Raw genomic sequence first — 20,215 nt, 5'->3', positions numbered from 1 at the left:
TGCTTCCACTGAATTTTGAGGTGGGGGGTCTTACTGCCCGTTAAAGCGGGATCAAATTGACCACAAAATAGGAATATGATATATTTTCCGTAGAATACTATATAAGTGTAACAGCGAATAAATTGGCATATAATAAAAGGAAGAGATGCGCTAACATCTCTTCCTTAACTGCTACCGTATAGGGTGGTGGTTATTATACGTTATTATTTTTTACGAAACCCACCCTTTTGCTTCCTACGGCGCGGAGTGGGTTTTTTGTTGTCTTTACCCAGAAGTTGCTTCCGCAAAAAATACGCTGAAACTTCGCGCACAGTCGCTTTTACAAATTCTTTTACAAGGTCAAACAAAAACTCCATATTATCACCCCCTTTCCTTCCAAATGGAAAGAAGGGATAACCACCCACCCTCACAATATGCAGTTGACTTTATTTTATCAAATGATTGTAAAGATATTATGTAAATAAAACAAATGAAATTTCATATGGAAAAATATGAGTTTATATTTTTTTTCATTCTCTTCACTTAGATTTTCTTTTTAGATGCTATCTTCAAATAAGGTAGCATCTAAAAAATGTTAAAAGGAATTTTCTCCCTAGTGTCTTCTTATATTTTATGTAATCTGCGTATTTAACCTTTTCTACGTTCTTTAATTACTTACTGAATATAGTCATACAGATTTTTCGCTAACAATAAACAAGTTACTGTAATGAAAAGAGCACGAACATACCCGCTTCCTTTTTTTATAGCAAACTTGGAGCCAACAACTCCTCCAGCAATTTGAGCAATCCCCATTATAAAACCATATGCATAGTTGACTTGCCCTACATACATAAACATCAACAATGCACCAACATTACTTCCTAAATTAAGAAGCTTCGCATTACCTGCTGCTTTTAAAAAATCATACCCAATAAATAAAAGAGAAAACATTAAAAACGAACCTGTTCCAGGACCTAGAAATCCATCATAAAAACCAATAGCAAAAATAAAAAAGGTAAAAATAATGACGTGTCGACCAGACAATTTCTTATGAGTGGAAATACTACCCCAATCCTTTTTGAATATCGTATAAATAGCGACCGCACCAAGCATAATCAACATCAATGGCTTCAGTACTTCTGGATTCATTAAATGAACGGTCCATGCCCCTATTATGGAACCTATGAAAGTGAGCGGAACTAATTTAAACGCCGATTTCAAATCAAGATTACCAGAACGATAAAACACAATATTACTAGTTGCACTTCCCATTGTCGACGCTAGTTTATTCGTAGCTACTGCACTTGCTGGATTCAGTCCTGTAAATAATAAAGCTGGTAAAGCAATGAGTCCACCACCACCTACAACTGAATCAATAAATGCAGCTACAAATCCAAAAACAATCAAAATCATTAATACAGATGGGTCTAAATAAAAATCCATACTATTAACCTCCCCTTTAGTCACTATTCGAATAGTAACTAATAATTTGCTAAATGTAAACAGTTATTGTAACGTTGAAATATAAAGTGAAACTTTAATCAGTGGGGCCACTGATTATTAGTTGAACCAATCGGGCTTTTACGGGCAGCCCGCCCCCCACCTAACTTCTTTGCTTCCGCTGAATTTTGAGGTGGGGGTCTTACTGCCCGTTAATGCGGGATAAAAGCAAACATCGGAGGACGAAAAAAGTGGACTACATAGTGCAACAGCTTAAAAAAATTGGTTTCAATGAATATGAAGCTAAATCTTATGTATCTCTTGTTAAACAAGGGCCTGTCACAGCCTACCAAGTGAGTAAAGATTCGGGTGTCCCAAGAGCGCGAATTTATGAGATTTTAGGTAACCTTGTAGAAAAAGGAATTGTCATGAAAGAAGAAATAAATGACACCACTCGCTATTCACCTCTACCTGTTGAAATCTTTTTACAGAAGGCGCAATCAGAATGGCAGTCTACATATGAAGGAATAAGTGATTCATTAAAAAAACTAGAAACTTCCGAAGAAAAAACAGATAATCGAGTGATTACTTTAAAAGACAATCAAACAATCATTAGCTATTGTCAGGCATTAATAAAAAAAGCAGAACGACGTATTGTCATTTCAATGTGGGATGAGATGTATGAAGCGTTAAAAAAAGATCTATCTGAAGTAGCTGATAAAGTTACAATACAAGGTATTACCCTACATGTTGAAAATCCCATTAAAAATCTAGAAGCACATCGCATAACACCTTATACAGAAACCTTGTCTACAGAACATTGGTTTATTGTATCGATAGATTCTAAAGAGATGATTTATGGACCCTCACTTGAAGAGCGTAATATTGCTTTTTATACAGATGACCCCGTTCATATATACCTATTAGAGGATTATGTATGGCATGATGTTTTAGTAAATCGACTTATCCGACGTAGCCAAGATGACTTGCAGCAATGGATTACTGCAGAGAGAAGATCTTTCTTTATGGGGAAATGAGGAACATATTCAAGAGCAAATCAAAAGATTTGCGTATTAAACCTAACAACTTCTCCGTACAAAAATAGCCGACTATTATATAATAAATATTCGGCTATTTTTGTATAAATTTATACAGACGCTGCCATTACCTCAGCGATTAATGAGATAAACGCTTCTCCCACTCTTTCACCTTTTCAATTGTTACATCTAATTTTTTAGCTATTTCTTCTACACTCATTCCTTTAAAGAGCATTCCAGCTGCCGAAAGTGCTTTATCAATTTCTTCTTGCTTCTCTTGTTCATATAAACGACCTACTTTTGTCATCCGTAACCACTCCTTTACCTTTTTATATGCTTTCTTCTATTTTATCATCCAATCTCCACAAACCGCCCAAACTCCTTCAAAAACCTCAGCTTAAAACTCCCCACAGGCCCATTCCGATGCTTCGCCACATGAATCTCCGTCATCTCTTTCTGCTTCGTTTCCTTATCGTAATAATCCTCGCGATACATAAGCATAATGACATCCGCATCTTGCTCAATTTGTCCGGTCTCTCTTAAATCTGATAAAAGCGGACGCTTATCTTGCCGCGACTCTACAGAACGAGATAACTGTGACAGTGCTACTACACAAACATTTAATTCACGTGCTAATAACTTAAGCTTACGAGAAATCTCACTAATCTCTTGAAATCGATTGCCCTTATGCTTCGGATCGCCCGTAATGAGCTGCAAATAATCTACAATGACTAAAAGCTTTTTATCACCGTGTTTCCGCTTTAACTTACGGGTTTGCATCCAAATATCTTGCACCGTAACACCTGCATTGTCGTAAATCTCAAATGGCAACTCACCAATCTCCGCAAACGCCTTACTTACCTTCTCCCAATCTTCCATCGCAAAACGATGCTTCGGATTTTTCAGCCTACCTCCTGACACTTCACCTATGCAAGAAGCCATCCTTTTTAACAATTGCTTACTACTCATCTCTAACGAAAACAATCCAACCGCCGCTCCAGACTTCGCCGCATGCAGTCCAACATTAAGCGCAAACGCAGTCTTCCCCATAGAAGGACGCGCACCAAGAACGACAAAATCTCCTTCCTGAAGTCCACACGTCATCTTATTTAACGATGTATAACCAGTCTCAATACCAGTAATCTCTTTCACATCTTGATGAAGCTCCTCATACAAATCAACTAACGCATCCTTCAAATCAAACTCACATACAGAGTCTTTTTCCTCTAACTCACAAAGTGCCGTAATCGTCTCACCGATAACTTTCTCACTCTTCTCCGCAATAAGACGCTCTCCCATCTTGTGCCCGAGAACACCGGCCTGATACATTTTCCACGCACCTCGAACAAGCCCCTCATAATAAGAGAAATTGCTAGTAGTAGGCACACCATCCATTAACCCTATAAAATACTCCATTCCCCCGATCCCCTCTAAAAACTTCGGATCTACCCTAGAAATGAACGTCACAAGATCAATCGGTTGCCCCTCGCCTTCCATCTTTCGCATTAACTGAAATATAGACTTATGTACTGGCATAGAAAAATACTGCTCCGTCAAACGGCACTCCTTAATAAGCTCTCCATCAAGTAATAGAGAACCTAACACCGTCTTCTCCGCCTCCACATTTTGAATACTCATGGCCGCCACCCGCGCTCCTCTAAAAAGCGCTGCAACTCTTCCTCAGACGGCGCATTCTGCTCCCACTCCTCACACCTCGCCAAAAACTCCTCCGTCTCCCCCGTACTAACAGACGACTCCTTATTCCTAAACTTAGCTGTATCCGCCTCAACCTCACACACTTTCGTAAATCCTTTCCCGTGCCAGCCTCTCAAAATCCCCTTCACATAAGCAACCGTCCGCTTATTATTCTCAAACGCAATTTGAAGAGCCTTCAGCACAAGCTCCTCTGACAAATCTTCCATCCACGCACTCAGTTCCTCCACAGTATGAGGAGACAAACTACCGAAATGTTGCTCATAAAAAGAAAACACACGACTTCCCGTTTCTTCCTCTACAACCGCTTCTTCCGCTACCTCCTCACAAACTGGCTCAACATCATCCACAGCCAAATCATCAGGCATACCGAAATGTGCTAAAAGCATCGGAACACTCAGCTCTTCCTCAGCGCACTTCTGAAGAAACATATGTACAAACTCCTTATTCTTCACACCCTTCAGCTCACGAAGCACACACTTCTCCACATTCGTATTCGTCACAGGATTATAACGAAGCCAATTCAAAACGAATAGCTCCCGAGTATCCGCATCATAAAGAATCTTTCCATAATCAATAAAACGCTGCACAAGCTTATCAACAGTCTCCCGATTATAACCCGTCTCCATCTCAGCTAACCGCTTGGGAAAAGGAAAAATCCCGCACTGCGTCGTCTTCGAACAAGTCAACAAGTACACATAAAAATACCGCTCCTCCGGCGTCAAATCCAAAACAAAATCATCCTGCCAAAAATTCACCTGCACATTACGATACACCGCCATCCTAATTCCTCCCGTCTCCGTTCAAAAGTAAAAGCCCCTTCATAATATATATGGGAGGGAGTCAGGGTTTTTGGCGTGTTATTTTAAAATTTTTTTGACTACTACTACGGTGTTTGTTGGTGTTTTTGTTTTTGTTATGTTTTTTCTTAGTGATTTATTACTTGGTAGGGGCTTGTAAGGGGCTTCGGAGGGGTTAGTTATCGGTTACTTCGATTAGAAAGACCCATCTCCACATTCTGCTTAAACCAATTAAATGAATCCACAAATCTAATAAAAAACATATTAAATTCCAATAAAAAAGACCATATCAAAAGCATACTCCGATGTCATTTTGATACAGCCCCATCTATATTCGCTTAATAATTTTAGAAACATAAAGATATTAAAAATTTAATATACCTACAAAACATTACTATCCTTTAAATAATCATAAAGCTTATTATCAACCGATTTCTCCATAATCATATTCATCGTAACAACCGGTAGTTCTTTTCCATTTTTATCTTGCATTTCAGTTTGTTCTACACTTGCTTTATCAGGTCTCGCTTTTCCTAAATAGTAAAATTCGCTCCCCTCGTCATCATCTTTTTTCACAAAAATATGAACATCAATATTATTTTCTTTAGCGTCAATAATTGTTTGAACTTCCTTCGATTTTAATGTTCTATTACTTCTTGTATACCATTTAAGAACATCTTGATTAAGGAATTCATCACCGTAGTCCACACTGGATTCTACCTCATCATTTTTATGGTATGTGATAAATATTGGACAAGTATAATATTTTGTCTTATAACCATACATAGTTGAGCTCTCATCATTATGCCAATTTAAAAGTTTACACACATCTTTTCTTGAGTATTTTTTATATACAGTAAGGTTACTATCACACTCATAGTTTTTGCCCTTTTCCTTCGAACTTCTAACGATGTCCATAACCATATACTTAAAGTATTCATTTTGTTCTAAGCTTTTTCGAATAGAATCATTAAACATATATATCTTATTGTTTTGTAAAGAGAGAATTGGCTTTTCTCCATATTTCTTTTGACTGTTTTGTGAGAAAAACTCTAATTCAAAAATTCGTTGTACTGAAGTAATCGTTTCATCATCTGTTAAGCAATTAGATTGTTCAAGTTGTTTTACATACTCATCCTTATCAACTTTTTCTTTCTTTAATAATAAGTCTAACAAAACGATTTCGTTTTTACGTTTTCCATTTAATACTTCCAATGAAAGCATTGTTAAAACTTTGTTTTCGTACTCTGTTAATGTAGGCACATCTTCTTTCATTTTCAATAGGAACTGATAATAGTTCGAATATCCATCTACAAGTACAACTGGATCAATAGAATGGTTTACTATAAAGTCATATAAATATGGAATTCTTCCTATTCTATTTTTCAACTCACCAAACGCTTCCTTTAATAATTTCATTGCTGTTAAATTACTATTATTAATAGCTTTAAAGATTTGTTTTTTCGCTATCTCCTCAAAGTTAACTGTTGAAATACCTTTAATATAACTCGTGTCATTTGTATATCTGCGTATATTATCTTTATTTTGTGATCTATCTCCTGAAAGGGCAATTGGAATTAAATAGTTGTTTTTATAGTTTCCAATGAAATCAATAATCGTAACAAAATCTTTCGAATCATGTTTCCGAAGTCCACGCCCCAGTTGCTGTATAAAGATAATACTTGATTGAGTTTGTCTTAACATAACAACTTGATTCACACTCGGAATATCAATTCCTTCATTAAATATATCTACCGTTAAAATATAATCAAGTATGCCATTTTCTAATTGATTCACGCGCAATTCTCTTTCCTCTTGGGAATGATCTCCTGTTAATGCAAATGTGCGAAAACCTCTATTATTTAAGGCGTGTGATAATTGTTCTGCTTCATCTTTTCGGCTGCAAAACATTAGTCCTGTTACTTTCTCACCAGAAAAACCATAATATTTTACTTTTTCAACTATATGATCCACTCGTTCTTCTGTAACAAGTTTAGATAAAACTGTAGTGTCATCTATCTTTTCACCATTATATTCAAAATCAGTAACTCCAAAATAATGAAAAGGACAAAGCATATCTTCTTCAAGTGCTTCTTGCAAACGAATTTCATAAGCAATATTGTAATCAAATAGCTCATAAATATTAAAGTTGTCTGTACGTTCAGGTGTAGCAGTCATTCCCATTAAAAATTTCGGTTTAAAATAATCAATAACCCTATGATAAGAACTAGCACCAGCTTTATGAACTTCATCTATTAAAATATAATCGAATAGCTCAGGATCAAATTGGTGTAAAGTGTCCTCTTTTGAAATAGTTTGGATCGTCGCAAATAAATATTTAGCATTTATTTGTTTATTTGACCCTGATAAAATTCCAAAGTCCTCATCTATTCCACCAAGAACTTTTTGAAAATCTGATTTCGCTTTATTTAATATTTGCTCTCGGTGAACAATAAATAGCATCCGTTTAGGTGCAAAATTTCTGACATCAAATGCTGAAAGATATGTCTTCCCCGTTCCTGTTGCAGAGATAACTAAGCCTTTTTCTTTTCCAGCGTCTCGAATAGCTTGTATTTCTTGTAACGCAGCTTGTTGCATTTTATTTGGGTTAATTTTCAAAGCTTCTTCAATTGAATTATGATATTGACCAGGTAATTCTATAACTCGATCTAGTAACTTATTTTCTGCAGCTTGCTCATATATTGTTTCGTAATTTGCAATCAACTCTTCGGTTAATACTTGAGAATGCTCCCAAACTTCTTCAAATTGGTTTTTAAAATGCTGTACAATCTCTCCATCTTCATGCGATGTTAACTTAACGTTCCATTCATAGTTTACCTTCAAAGCATGTGCAGTCAGATTTGAACTACCGACAATTAATGAACAATGTGTTTTGTTATCAAATATGTATCCCTTTGAATGAAAACCAGATAAATTTGTTGATCTTACTTCTACATTTTCAAGTTTCATTAACTCTCTAAACACTTTTGGTGTATTAAAGTTTAAGAATGTAGATGTTAATATACGTCCTTTAACCCCTTTTTGTTTAAGATCAAGGAAATGTGATTTTAAAGTCGCTAGCCCACTTTCTGTAATAAAAGCTACTGAGAAAATAAAAGATGTACTATTTTCTAGCTCCTCCAATAATGAGCTTAAAACATTTTCATTTTTTTTCGTATTGTTTACTAATAATTTCGGCTTATATATTCCAGGATGATTATGTTTTTGATCAATAAACCCTTTATATAAAGACCCCTCTAATTTTTGAATGAAATTCTCCATATGATCACCATTTATGACAATTTTTTATATTAATTGTATTACTCACTGATTTAAAGTGCAAATTTATTACAAATATAAAAAACTATCCGTATAAAACGAATAGTTTTTTTCAAATTACTTTACAATCGATTCTTTTGATAATTTCTCAATAGTCGGGATATCCGCAGGTGCCCACTCTAAAGCTGCTAGTTCATTCGGATATAACCATTTAATTGCTACGTGCTCAGTTAGAACCGGACTTCCTTCAACAAGCTTACAATAAAAAGTTTTCAAATGAACAATACCAAAATCATACTCATAGGCTGTATAATCAATTTGCTCACCAATCTGCACGCTACAATGCATTTCTTCATCAATTTCACGCTTTAACGCCTCTTGAGGTGTTTCCCCCTCTTCTATTTTCCCACCTGGAAATTCCCACATAAGAGGTAGCGATTTAGATGGCCCTCTTTGTGCACATAAAATTTTCTCATCTTGGACAATTACCGCTCCAACAACATAAATATTTTTCTTCATTATTTCCTCCTTAAATCTCACAGAAACTCTATACTTTATGTTTCCACACTTTATAGACTGAAAAATGCCTTTTATATCTTTTAACGACTAATATATTTTTAATCAGTAAGCTAGATTTTATCTGTCCCTATCTAGCCCTTTTAATGTAATTAGCCTAACACTCTCATCTCTTTTATATTATATAGAAGTAACTACAAAAATAAAGCCTGATTGAACACTTCCCTTTTAAGCCTCTTTTTTCACCATTTCCTCGTACCTAAAATCACTCTCCTCCAAAAACCCCCTCGTCTCCCCACTATCCTTATAATAAGAATCCCAACCCCGCTCCCTCAAAATCCCCTTCCAACTATCACTCTCCACCATCCTCTTAATAACACCATCCCAATAAGCAACCTCTTCCTCCGTCATATCTTTCGGGCCCATGATTCCTTTCCAGTGCTGGAATATGACGTCGATTCCTTGTTCTTTCCATGTTGGGATTTGTGGTAGTCGGTCTATCCGTTTTGGTGCGGATACGGCTAGTATTTTTATTTTGCCGGCTTTGTATTGTTTTTCGGCTTCGGATAGGGTCATGGTTGCGGCGCCTATTTGTTTGTTCGTTAGGGCGTTTATGATTTTTTCTTTGTTTTCGTAGACGAAGAATTGTAGTTCGGCAGGGTTTATGCCGAATGCTTTGCTAACTTGTACGAAGGATAGGTGATCGTCGTTTCCTAGGCCTGGGGCAACACCGATTTTGAAGTTTTTCTTGTTTTGTTTTAGTTGTTTCATTAGTTGGTTTGCGGTTTCTACGCTAGAGTCTTTTGATACGACAACGACTTCCCAGTCCGATGCTAGCGTTGCGAGTGGTGTGAAGTCTTTATATGTTAGTTTACTGTGGCCTAGTAGGTTGTTCGTTATGAGTAAGCTTGAGTTAATCGCCAGTACGTGACCGCCTTTTTGTTTCGTATATTTCCATCCGACGTCACCACTGCCTCCTACTTTGTTTGTGACTGTGATTGGTTTTGTGAAGATTTTTTCTTCTGTCAGCGTTTTTTGCATCGCCCGTGCTGTTAAGTCCCATCCTGCTCTTGGAACGTTCGGCGCAACGATTTCTACTTCTTCTATGTTTACTGTATTCGTTTGAGATTTTTCCGAGGAACAACCAGCTATTACTCCTGTCATGATCCATATACATAGTAATAATCGTTTTTTCATAGTCCTCGTCCTATTCGATATTTTCGTTCTGGTCGTCCGATAATGCCGTATGTGTACTCTACTGTGCATTCGCCGGTCGCTACTAAGTATTCTAAATATCTTCTTGCGGTTGTTCTGGAGGCCCCCATTTGTTCTCCCATTTCTTCTATTGTAATGCCCTCTTCGAATCCTTTTATAATTCCTTTCACTTTTTGCAGTGTTAACGGATCAACACCTGTCGGTAAGTTTTTTATGTCTTGTGTTTGCGAAGTCCCGAAGAAGTTATCGATGAGTGCTTGATTTATTTCATTGTTACTATGTAATAGTTGCTTCTTTCTTTTATAGTCTTCAATTGTACGAACAAATTTTTCTAACGTGACCGGTTTTATAAGGTAGTTGCTTACGCCGTTTCGAATTGCTTTTTCTAGCATATGGTTTTCATTCGCCGCCGTTACCATAATGACGTCAACGCTTGGAAAGTCAGCATGAATTTGTGGTAATAAGTCAGTTCCAATTCCATCTGGTAAGTAATTATCTAATAGAAGTAAATCGATTTCTTCCTTTTGTAGTAGTTCCATCGTTTCTTTCGCGTTCAATGCTTTTCCGATTACTATTACATCCTTTATTTTTAATAAAAACTCCTCTTGAATTTGCGCGACGCGGAAATCATCTTCTGCAATTGCAACCTTCAACATATGTCCATCCCCCTGTTTGTCATGTACTTTCTTTCAATGTTTTCGGAAGGTAAATTGTAAAAATAGCTCCCCCATTTTTCTCGTTTTGAATTTCAATTGTTCCCCCTAGCAGATCTACCATTTCTTTCACGTTTGCTAGTCCGTAACCATGATCATTTCCTTTCGTTGAAAATCCTTTTTGAAAAATGGTCGTGATTTTTTCAACTGGTATCCCTACTCCACTATCTATCACTTCAAACACAATATCGTGTCCAATATCCGTAACAAAGAAAGAAACACTCTTTTCCTCTCGTTCGCTCACCGCATCAAATGCATTATCGATTATGTTGCCAAGAATCGTAATAAGGTGCGAAACTTTTATATGGTCTGGTAACGGATGAAGCGCACTATCTCCTTCAATATGAAAATCAATTTTCTTCTCAGACGCTGTTCCGAGTTTTCCTAATAAAATAGCTTGTACTTTTGCATCATGAATTTGATGGAATAAAATATGATTTTGGCTTTGATGAATATTAGATTCTTGCTGGATAAATTCAATCGCTTCTTTGTAATGTCCTAACTGAAGTAATCCTGATAAGACGAAAAGTTTATTTGTAAATTCATGCGTTTGAGCACGTAAGTCCTCGGAATATTTTCTTACCTCAGATATCGTATTCACTAAGTTTTGCAGTTCTGTTTTATCTCTAAAACTACATACAACGCCTACCGTACTATTATTTTCGAGTATCGGTGTCATGTTTAAAATAAACACTTTATCTTGAAACGCGATTTCTTGATCGTTTTCTAGCACTCTTTCCATATTAAAATTCGGTAAAACTTTTGAAATGTGTTGCTGCATATAATAACCATTTACATGTAGCATTTCTTCTGCCGATGTGTTCATCATCGTAATAAAACCATTTTGATCAATGGCGATAATCCCTTCTTTTATAGATAGTAGTATCGCGCTGCGTTCCCGGTATAGCGCTGCGATTTCATTCGGCTCTAAACCGAGTGTATCTTTACGAATGCTACGCGCTAAAAGAATTCCACCAACAATTCCAGCTAGTAATACAGCTAAGGAAAAGAGGATAATTTCTTTCGTTCTGCTTAATATGTTAGATTCGATACCTTTTATTAAAAACTCTACTGTCACAACACCTACGACTTGATCATAGTCTCCGTTATGAACAATAATGGGAGCTTTCGCCATTAAAGCCGGACCACTTTCACCATTTCCTTCAAGCGTATAATAGCCACCAAAAGTGAGTGCTTCATAGTTATATGGATTGTTACTCTTTGTGCCAATTAAATCCGAATTAGAATGGGAATACATAACCCCAAAGCGATCTTCTATAATGACGTAATCTGCACCAGCTTGCTCACGAACTTGTTCCGCAATAGATTGAATCGTACTTTTATGCTCGTTATATTGAAAAGCCTCTTTTATCGCTGGCATAAAAGAAAGAGATTTAGCCGTTTGCAGTGCTAACTGTTCTACTTGGCGCTTCGTATCAACGGACTGAATGTAAACAAATATTCCCGCTAATAGGAGAACAACAAATAAAATTAACGCGATAATTAAGCTTACTATTTTCGTTTGCAATGACACTTTGCGTGATTTTTTCATACCCCATACCCTTTGATAAAATATTCAAAACTATCAATCTCCTTTTTCTATTATTATGACAAAACTGAAAATGAAGCAACTATAAAAACTCTCCATGTTCATAAAGTACAAAAAGAATAAAATTGTCATAATATTGAGATTTCATTTAAAGGACAGTACAATTCAACTACAATGAACACGCTTTCATAATTATCATTTTATTTATAAGCAAGAGGAGGAATTAGTATGGCTCAAGTAAAATCTAATCGAGTCGCCGGCAATATTTTCAAAGGTTCTGTCGGTAATTTAATTGAATGGTACGACTGGTACGTTTACTCTGCTTTCGCTGTTTATTTTTCAGCAGAGTTCTTTCCTAAAGGCGATCCAACGAGTCAGTTACTGAACACAGCAGCTATTTTCGCAGTTGGATTTTTAATGCGCCCTATCGGCAGTTTATTAATGGGACGCTATGCAGATCGGCACGGACGCCGGGCGGCATTAACCCTTTCCATTACGGTTATGGCCGGTGGTTCTTTAATTATCGCCTGTACACCGAGTTACGAAAGCATCGGTATTATGGCACCAATTATTTTAGTTCTTGCTCGTTTACTGCAAGGATTATCACTCGGCGGAGAGTATGGAACTTCCGCAACGTATTTATCTGAAATGGCTAGTAGTGGTCGCCGTGGTTTTTATTCAAGCTTCCAATATGTAACGCTCGTTGCGGGACAGATGGTTGCGTTAGGCGTTCAAATTGTTCTTCAGCAATTACTAAGCGAACCAGATATGAAAGCTTGGGGATGGCGTATTCCATTCATTATTGGAGCGATGGGCGCAGTAGCTGTATTATGGCTTCGCCGTACGATGGATGAATCGGAGCAGTTTTCAAACATAAAATCACAAAAACGCGAAAGCGCAGGAACCGTTCGCGCGCTTATGAAACACCCGAAAGCAGTATTAACAGTAGTCGGCCTAACATTAGGAGGCACTGTTGCATTTTATACGTACACAACATATTTACAAAAGTTCATGGTAAACACAGTCGGTCTTCCGAAAGAAGTTGTAAGCTGGATTAACTTTGTCGCACTACTTATTTTCGTCGTACTTCAACCGATTGCAGGGCTACTATCCGATAAAATTGGACGCCGCCCACTATTAATGGCATTCGGTATTCTCGGAACATTACTAACAGCGCCGATCTTCTTCTTCATGGAAAAAACGACAGAACCAATCGTAGCATTTTTACTCATGATGGTCGGCCTCATTATCGTTACTGGTTACACATCAATTAACGCAATTGTAAAAGCAGAACTCTTCCCAACTGAAATTCGCGCACTCGGCGTAGGTTTACCATATGCTCTAACAGTTGCGATATTCGGCGGAACTGCAGAGTTCATCGCTTTATGGCTAAAGAGCATCGGAATGGAATCACTATTCTACTTCTACGTAGCTGGATGTATCGCAATCAGCTTTATTACGTATTGGCGTATGGATGAGTCATCGAAGACTTCGCAGATTGAGGCGGAGCTTGGTGGTGGGGATAAATTAGTTAACAATAAATCTAGTTAAAAATTATGTATTCTATGTTCTTCGTTTATCTGAACTCGATTTGTTTTATCTAAGGAGGCATAATTCATTAATATATAATTTAAAAGCAACCCCCTTAAATTCTGAATGTTCTGATTTAAATTGATTATTTGGCAGACTAGTATAATAATTAATCGCAATTGTATATTCAAGTTCAATATTATCGAGACTTCACATTATGGTTGTACTGGCTTTTTAATAAAGTATATAGTAACTAACTTTAAAACCAGTGAATTAAAGGAGATAATTACAAATTTGTTTCATTTTCTAAAAAACAAAAAAAGGAATCCTTTACGGATTCCTTTTTGCCTTGAACTCTTTTTCAAATAGTGCATCTTTGCACCTAATTTTATTATACCTTATAATTCTTATAAGATAAATAAGAATTATTGAAATTCACTTCTATATTTTCATAAAAAGATGTGTGTCTAGAAATTAATAATACTAGGTTCACTTACGAAAGATTTGTATTCTTTCACCCACAATGAAACATCATAGCCCTTCATAATTTCACAGATAAAAACAGAAAGAATACAATAATAATTCTAATCATAAAAAAAAACCGTGCTATTATATCTACTTTTCATATGCAATATTGCATATGAAGACCTTTAATCATTTTGTTATAATAGTTATGTGGATCTTACATTCATCGAATCCACACATACGAAAATGTATGTAGGCAACCTTAATTACTAAAAGTGAGAAGAATGATAAATATTCTTCTCATTTTTATTATTAAAAATAATCTTATAACTACCACAACAGGTAATAAATATACAACCTGATATTAGAATTTATAAATGTTGTTATACAGTTGAAATACTCCCTCAACAATTTCTAAATTAATATTCTTAATTACTTCAGGCAATAACATCTTTCTAACTAAAAGAATGAATATCAACTTTATTAGCACCAAATATGTAACATTGCATATCTAATGCTTTAATTATTTTGTTATAATAGTTGAGTAGATTGTTTATCCATCAATCTACTCAACTGCATATTTGGTGAGTATGCAGACCCTAATCACAGAAAATGAGAAGAGTGTCAAACATTCTTCTCATTTTTTGCATACTAACTAAATTTTTAGTACAATTTGATTATTACTATAACCTGTAAGTGATGTAACTTCTAAATACTCTTATAAGAAATACAATTATAACAACCATCGGTGTAGCTACAATAATAGCTTTTTTAAAATCTTGATCTATATAAATAAAAACCAGTTATCTTCAGATAACTGGTTTTTAAGTAGTTATTTTGAAGGTTTATTAAATTGAATGCTATTAAGCACGTTTTATTTCTTTAAAATTCCTATAAATTAATTGGTAAAAGCTTGCAACTAACAAAATACAACAAACTAAAATAGTTAAGACCATTGGAAGCTGCGATGTCATATTAAAAGCACTAAGTATAAGGCCACAACAGAAGCCAAATATCATTTGTATAAAGAAAAACAATCCTGAAGCGGTCCCTACAATTTCATTAAATGGTTTCATTACTGCAGCCTGACATGCAGGAAAAATCCCTCCTACACCAATCATTAGTAACATCATCGGGAATATTATACCAAATGGATTATAAGGAATAATCCAAACGGCTATTACCATTAATATTGAAGAAAAAAGGGCAATATAGCTTTCATACATAATTACTTTATTTAGGCCTACCCTACTCCCATTTCTTCTAGTAAAAGTGGTCCCCATAATATATCCTATAATTACCAAAGCATACATTAAACTATATGATTTTGGGCTAACATGAAAGAATCCTTGTAATACAAAAGAAGATGATTGAATAAATGTATAATATGCGCACCAAGCAAGTCCTATAGCAACACTATAAGCTAAAAATATTTTATGTGTTAGTAATAATTTATAATTATTAAATATAGATTTTAAATTTATATTCTTTTTACCTTGTACATTTTTTTCTTTCTCTAAAATGCATAAAGTTAAAATTAAAACGATAGACACAAGAACTAATAAAAATACAAAGCAATATCTCCAATTTAAATACGTCTGAATAAAGCTTCCAATCGCTGGTGCAATTGCTGGTGTAACTGCAATTGCCGTCGATAAATTTGTAAGTACATTCAATTGTTCTTTATCTTTAAACTTTTCTTTAGCAATAACTCTAGCCAGTACCGTACCACAACCGCCTCCAAGTGCTTGAAGAAATCTACCCAAAATTAAAACATAAATATTTGAGGTATATAAACAAATAACTGTTGCCAATAAATATAAGAACAATCCAAAAGTAATTACTGGTTTATTCCCATATCTATCAGAAAATATTCCACAAGCTAAAGTTGATATGGCATATCCAACCATATATATACTTAATGTTAATTGCATTAAATCATTTCCAGTATTAAAATCATTTGACATATGAGGTAATGAAGGTAAATATAAACTAATAGATAGTTGAGGTATACACACTAAGCAAATTAAAGTTATTAAAAGTAAATTATTTTTATTCTTAACCATTCTGAAATTCAATTTCATACACTCACCAATGCGATTTTAGACATATGTTCTAAAATATCATTTGATATTAGTTTTGCCTGCTTAGATATCATTTCAACAGAACTTGTGAAATAATAAGTTCCACAAGTAATATGCCCTAAAGCTTTTAGCTGCTTATTTACCTTACCATTTGCATTAATAATACTTCCAGATTTAAAATCTACTTCAATACCACCATAATTATTTAGTTTTACTGTTCCAAACTCTATTAAATGATCTAATAATTGATCTCTACAAGATTTGTGTAAATATTTTGTAGATCCCACTGCATTAACAATGTATCCATATTTTTCTTCAGAATCTTTAAAATAAGCTTGAAACTGATCATTTATAATTTTTATATCTTTTATTCCTTTTTTAACCACAAGCCTGTTTTCATTTAGCATTTCTAAAATCTTCTTTGCATTTAATATAGGCATAGGATTCCTTTCACTCATAAATAAGCGTTCATATTTTTTCAAATACACCATCTTATCATTTGGATTTAGATAATACCAATATTCACTAATCACATCATTTGCCGTCATTAGAATCGATTGCCATAAACCTACCTCATTTAGATTTTTCATATCGCTTTCTATTGCTTGACTAGGTGTTAGATTATGTTTTCTTTTATATATCATATTATTCAAATTCAAACCTACATACTGACATTCTTTACTTAGAATATTAATTATCTGTTCAAGTGTAATTTCATTATTATTCTTTAAAAGTAACTCATTTAGAGTTTCTTCAGTAAAAAAGTTTAATTTATACGGCTGAATATTCCCTCTAACAGCTGGAAGCAATCCATTTCTTGATAACATATGGATTTTCCCCTGATGCCCTTTCTCTTTCAAAACTACACTAACATCAATGCTAGTTAAACTAGATCCTAAAATACCTATGTCCTCTTTATCATTTATATTATTTAAGGTTTTTATTAACGGATAAGGGTCATAAATAAATTTTTCATTACCTTCCAATTCGTAATAATCAGATAATTTAGTGTGACCTAGACACAATATCACGTAATCATACTCTGTTCTATCCTTCAAAGATGTTACAATAAATTTATCATCATTTATGGCTTGTATATTAACAACCTCATCAAACTTAACATCTACATAAATATTTTTATCTTTAGCTATTTTTAATGATTTATGAAAAGTTTCATTAAGGTATTGTCCAAAAAAACGTCTTGGAAGGAATTCATCTAGAGAAAAATATACTTCATGTTTCTTTTTATACCACTGCCAAAAGTCATCAGGTTCTTCATTGAACACAGACATTTGTTGAGAATGTCTATTTAATAATAAGACATCATAATCTTCCTGATATGGTACTCCAGGCCCAATCATAGCGTTCCTATCATACATTGTTATATTTAGGTCTACGTTTAAAAGTTTGAATTCCTTAATTAAATAATTAAAGGTACATAAACCAGAAACACCCGAGCCAATTATTGCTAATCTCTTTTTTTCTCGCATAGCTATTCATCATTCCATTTCTTATTGTTTTATTACAATTCTTCTCTAAGTGCCAATTTATCCAATGAAATACGAGAACTTGGATAAGCCGGTGCTGCCGCCTTACCAATTGTCAATAACATAACTGGTACAAAGCGACTTGAAATATTTAATTCTTTTATAAGCGCTGCTTTATTAAATCCCCCCATCGCACAGGTATCATACCCTTTTGATTTCGCTGACAGCATAATCTGCATTGCAAATAATGATGAATTTAAAATAGCTTCATCTCTTGCGAATGATTTATTATGTTTATAGGCACTTTCAATTTGATCGATTAAAGTTTCACAAACTTGCTGATTCATATGTCCCTCTTTAACTGCTTGATTATATATTTCATAGGCAGATTTATTAGCTTCTAAGTCTCCCAAAATTACTATTGTTACAGATGAATCTACTACTTGATTTTGATTATACGCAATTGGTAATAAGCGATTCTTACCATCTTCTGACGAAATAACTATATATCTCCAATGCTGCAAATTCCAAGCTGAAGGGGCAGTAGTAGCTAATTTTAAAATATCTTCTATTTGATCTTGAGGGATTTTTATTCCTTTTTCGTATTTTTTCACACTTTTTCTTGCTTTCATAATTTCTTCTACTGTATTTTTTGGCATAATTAACACTCCTAAACCTAATTTTTTTCTAATAAATATATAATTATCTTTAAAATTTCAGACAAAATAAAAAAATGTAAATCTAAGTATAAAATTTTTTTATTTATTAATAATATTATTTTGTTGAAAATAAACAAACCATAGTTAAAAAAAGCAATTAAAAATCTTTCTAGAGTTCTTACCCTTCCCTAGTTCTTTTTAACTAACTTTAAATTAAAATGAGCCACCATCTGCTAACCTATTAGATCTGCATTCTTTAATAATTAAGCACATTTCCGAGATTTTCTTACTTGGGATGGTGGCCCATCCCACAATAATAGTCATCCCCTTAAATTTTTTAAAAATCAATTTAGGAGGTTCGTTGATTTCGATGACTTAACGTGCTATCTTTTTTAAACTTTTTATAATAGATTCCTGTTAGCATTAAAATCCATATAGGACCAACGATTAACGCTATGCGGTTGTCATCCGAATATAGCATAGTTACTAAAATAACTAATAAAAACATTAGAGTCATATAGGAACTATACGGAAAAAAGGGAATTTTATATGATAACTTTTTCTTTTCCGTATTAGATAATTTTTTTCTAAATTGCAACTGAGATATTATTATTATTATCCATGTCCAAATCGCTGCAAATGTAGCAATACTAGTTAACCAAGTAAACACTTTTCCTGGCACCAAATAATTTAGGACTACTCCTATTAATAAAACAGCGGATGTTACTAACGTCGATTTAATAGGAACTCCATTTTTACCTAATTCTCCAAATGCCCGAGGTGCCTTACCTTGTCTTGCCAATGTAAATAACATTCGACCTGTACTAAATAACCCTCCATTACATGAAGAAAGTGCTGCTGTTACCACTACAAAATTTATTATAGCCGCTGCCTTAGCTATACCTATTTGCTCAAAAGTCAATACAAATGGACTTCCTTGATCTCCAATACTATTCCATGGGTAAATTGACATTATTACAAATAAAGCTCCTACATAAAATATTAAAATTCTCCAAAACACATTATTTATTGCCTTTGAAATTGACTTTTTAGGATTTTGGGCTTCTCCTACTGTTAGACCAATCATCTCTATTCCTAAATATCCATATAATGCTATTTGTAATGAAAGTAAAAACCCTTTTATACCATTAGGGAAAATCCCGCCGTGATCCCATAAATTATGAATTCCAGTAGGAATCCCCTGATTACCTATACCAAATAAAATCATCCCTGTCCCAACAACAATCATAAAAATAATAGTCACTATCTTTATAAGCGAAAACCAAAACTCTAATTCTCCATAAAGCTTTACAGCCATAAAATTACAAATACTCATTAATAATAGTGCCAATAGGGCCCATAACCAACGTGGTGTATTTGGAAACCAATATTGCATATATACACCAATAGCGGTTATTTCAGCCATACAGGTTATAACCCATAAAAACCAATAATTCCAACCAGTTAGGTATCCCACTAGTGGACCTAAATAGTCATATGCATACTGGCCAAAAGATCCTGATATGGGTCTATGAATAGTCATTTCCCCTAACGCTCTCATTATAAAAAAAATAGCAAATCCAGCTATAGTATATGCAAATAAAATAGATGGACCGGCTAATTTAATAGCAGATGCGGAACCTAAAAATAATCCTACTCCAATAGTAGAACCAAGAGACATAAGTGTAATATGCCTCTCTTTTAAGCTTTGATGTAAATGTGGCAAATTCTCATCTTGTCGCATAAATA

16 protein-coding genes are annotated in these 20,215 nt (G+C 34.5%); 2 read left to right on the top strand and 14 right to left on the bottom strand.

Annotated features, from left to right (window positions below):
• Positions 1-203: 203 nt before the first annotated feature.
• Both ACTFN4_RS20555 and ACTFN4_RS20550 read right to left on the bottom strand, forming a co-directional pair.
• Entirely contained in the window at positions 204-356 is a 153-nt protein-coding gene (locus ACTFN4_RS20555; protein ID WP_000394757.1) for a hypothetical protein, read from the bottom strand.
• Positions 357-654: 298 nt separating this feature from the next.
• On the bottom strand, positions 655-1,422 hold the full coding sequence (locus tag ACTFN4_RS20550) for a TSUP family transporter (protein ID WP_000348457.1): 768 nt from the start codon (positions 1,420-1,422) through the stop codon (positions 655-657).
• Between the two features lie 248 nt (positions 1,423-1,670).
• Between ACTFN4_RS20550 and ACTFN4_RS20545 the strand changes: the two genes are divergently transcribed.
• Positions 1,671-2,456 (top strand): TrmB family transcriptional regulator, encoded by a 786-nt coding sequence (locus tag ACTFN4_RS20545; protein ID WP_439962719.1) that lies wholly within the window; start codon positions 1,671-1,673, stop codon positions 2,454-2,456.
• Between the two features lie 139 nt (positions 2,457-2,595).
• Here ACTFN4_RS20545 and ACTFN4_RS20540 read toward each other — a convergent pair whose 3' ends face one another.
• From ACTFN4_RS20540 to ACTFN4_RS20505, 8 genes are all read right to left on the bottom strand, one after another.
• Positions 2,596-2,763, bottom strand: coding sequence for a hypothetical protein (locus tag ACTFN4_RS20540; RefSeq protein WP_000169783.1), 168 nt, complete (start codon positions 2,761-2,763; stop codon positions 2,596-2,598).
• A 44-nt stretch (positions 2,764-2,807) separates the two neighbouring features.
• The gene (gene dnaB / locus ACTFN4_RS20535) at positions 2,808-4,094 is read right to left on the bottom strand and encodes a replicative DNA helicase (protein ID WP_000027348.1); all 1,287 of its coding nucleotides are present in this window, start codon (positions 4,092-4,094) and stop codon (positions 2,808-2,810) included.
• On the bottom strand, positions 4,091-4,951 hold the full coding sequence (locus ACTFN4_RS20530; protein ID WP_000312052.1) for a DnaD domain-containing protein: 861 nt from the start codon (positions 4,949-4,951) through the stop codon (positions 4,091-4,093). Before ACTFN4_RS20530 ends, dnaB begins: the two co-directional genes overlap by 4 nt.
• Positions 4,952-5,350: 399 nt before the next feature.
• On the bottom strand, positions 5,351-8,251 hold the full coding sequence (locus ACTFN4_RS20525; RefSeq protein WP_000427033.1) for a DUF3427 domain-containing protein: 2,901 nt from the start codon (positions 8,249-8,251) through the stop codon (positions 5,351-5,353).
• 114 nt (positions 8,252-8,365) lie between these two features.
• Positions 8,366-8,767, bottom strand: coding sequence for a (deoxy)nucleoside triphosphate pyrophosphohydrolase (locus tag ACTFN4_RS20520; protein ID WP_000739608.1), 402 nt, complete (start codon positions 8,765-8,767; stop codon positions 8,366-8,368).
• A 225-nt stretch (positions 8,768-8,992) separates the two neighbouring features.
• The gene (locus ACTFN4_RS20515; protein ID WP_439962718.1) at positions 8,993-9,961 is read right to left on the bottom strand and encodes a tripartite tricarboxylate transporter substrate binding protein; all 969 of its coding nucleotides are present in this window, start codon (positions 9,959-9,961) and stop codon (positions 8,993-8,995) included.
• Positions 9,958-10,635 (bottom strand): response regulator, encoded by a 678-nt coding sequence (locus tag ACTFN4_RS20510; RefSeq protein ID WP_439962717.1) that lies wholly within the window; start codon positions 10,633-10,635, stop codon positions 9,958-9,960. Before ACTFN4_RS20510 ends, ACTFN4_RS20515 begins: the two co-directional genes overlap by 4 nt.
• A 19-nt stretch (positions 10,636-10,654) precedes the next feature.
• Positions 10,655-12,244, bottom strand: a complete 1,590-nt coding sequence (locus ACTFN4_RS20505; RefSeq protein ID WP_439962715.1) for an ATP-binding protein — start codon at positions 12,242-12,244, stop codon at positions 10,655-10,657.
• 225 nt (positions 12,245-12,469) lie between these two features.
• Here ACTFN4_RS20505 and ACTFN4_RS20500 point away from each other — a divergent pair, with 225 nt between their 5' ends.
• Complete coding sequence (locus ACTFN4_RS20500) at positions 12,470-13,792, top strand: MFS transporter (RefSeq protein ID WP_000079866.1); 1,323 nt, start codon at positions 12,470-12,472, stop codon at positions 13,790-13,792.
• Between the two features lie 1,307 nt (positions 13,793-15,099).
• Here the strand turns inward: ACTFN4_RS20500 and ACTFN4_RS20495 are convergent.
• From ACTFN4_RS20495 to ACTFN4_RS20480, 4 genes are all read right to left on the bottom strand, one after another.
• Complete coding sequence (locus ACTFN4_RS20495; RefSeq protein ID WP_000772962.1) at positions 15,100-16,320, bottom strand: multidrug effflux MFS transporter; 1,221 nt, start codon at positions 16,318-16,320, stop codon at positions 15,100-15,102.
• Positions 16,317-17,810: an FAD/NAD(P)-binding protein gene (locus ACTFN4_RS20490; protein WP_439962714.1), complete on the bottom strand. Its 1,494-nt coding sequence runs from the start codon at positions 17,808-17,810 to the stop codon at positions 16,317-16,319. Before ACTFN4_RS20490 ends, ACTFN4_RS20495 begins: the two co-directional genes overlap by 4 nt.
• 32 nt (positions 17,811-17,842) lie before the next feature.
• Positions 17,843-18,466, bottom strand: a complete 624-nt coding sequence (locus tag ACTFN4_RS20485; protein ID WP_001125700.1) for a nitroreductase family protein — start codon at positions 18,464-18,466, stop codon at positions 17,843-17,845.
• A gap of 349 nt (positions 18,467-18,815) precedes the next feature.
• On the bottom strand, positions 18,816-20,210 hold the full coding sequence (locus ACTFN4_RS20480; RefSeq protein WP_001248298.1) for an amino acid permease: 1,395 nt from the start codon (positions 20,208-20,210) through the stop codon (positions 18,816-18,818).
• Positions 20,211-20,215 lie beyond the last annotated feature (5 nt).

It is taken from the genome of Bacillus cereus group sp. MYBK95-2 (assembly GCF_051915225.1).
Classification (GTDB): domain Bacteria; phylum Bacillota; class Bacilli; order Bacillales; family Bacillaceae_G; genus Bacillus_A; species Bacillus_A cereus.
Note: the sequence above shows the minus strand (reverse complement) of the source record. Positions and strands in the feature narration are given on the sequence as shown.

Bases quoted from the DNA above. Each gene is read 5' to 3' on its own strand.
- ACTFN4_RS20555 (WP_000394757.1), bottom strand. From the start codon at position 356: ATGGAGTTTTTGTTTGACCTTGTAAAAGAATTTGTAAAAGCGACTGTG.
- ACTFN4_RS20550 (WP_000348457.1), bottom strand. From the start codon at position 1,422: ATGGATTTTTATTTAGACCCATCTGTATTAATGATTTTGATTGTTTTT.
- ACTFN4_RS20540 (WP_000169783.1), bottom strand. From the start codon at position 2,763: ATGACAAAAGTAGGTCGTTTATATGAACAAGAGAAGCAAGAAGAAATT.
- dnaB (WP_000027348.1), bottom strand. From the start codon at position 4,094: ATGAGTATTCAAAATGTGGAGGCGGAGAAGACGGTGTTAGGTTCTCTA.
- ACTFN4_RS20530 (WP_000312052.1), bottom strand. From the start codon at position 4,951: ATGGCGGTGTATCGTAATGTGCAGGTGAATTTTTGGCAGGATGATTTT.
- ACTFN4_RS20525 (WP_000427033.1), bottom strand. From the start codon at position 8,251: ATGGAGAATTTCATTCAAAAATTAGAGGGGTCTTTATATAAAGGGTTT.
- ACTFN4_RS20520 (WP_000739608.1), bottom strand. From the start codon at position 8,767: ATGAAGAAAAATATTTATGTTGTTGGAGCGGTAATTGTCCAAGATGAG.
- ACTFN4_RS20515 (WP_439962718.1), bottom strand. From the start codon at position 9,961: ATGAAAAAACGATTATTACTATGTATATGGATCATGACAGGAGTAATA.
- ACTFN4_RS20510 (WP_439962717.1), bottom strand. From the start codon at position 10,635: ATGTTGAAGGTTGCAATTGCAGAAGATGATTTCCGCGTCGCGCAAATT.
- ACTFN4_RS20505 (WP_439962715.1), bottom strand. From the start codon at position 12,244: ATGAAAAAATCACGCAAAGTGTCATTGCAAACGAAAATAGTAAGCTTA.
- ACTFN4_RS20500 (WP_000079866.1), top strand. From the start codon at position 12,470: ATGGCTCAAGTAAAATCTAATCGAGTCGCCGGCAATATTTTCAAAGGT.
- ACTFN4_RS20495 (WP_000772962.1), bottom strand. From the start codon at position 16,320: ATGAAATTGAATTTCAGAATGGTTAAGAATAAAAATAATTTACTTTTA.
- ACTFN4_RS20490 (WP_439962714.1), bottom strand. From the start codon at position 17,810: ATGCGAGAAAAAAAGAGATTAGCAATAATTGGCTCGGGTGTTTCTGGT.
- ACTFN4_RS20485 (WP_001125700.1), bottom strand. From the start codon at position 18,466: ATGCCAAAAAATACAGTAGAAGAAATTATGAAAGCAAGAAAAAGTGTG.
- ACTFN4_RS20480 (WP_001248298.1), bottom strand. From the start codon at position 20,210: ATGCGACAAGATGAGAATTTGCCACATTTACATCAAAGCTTAAAAGAG.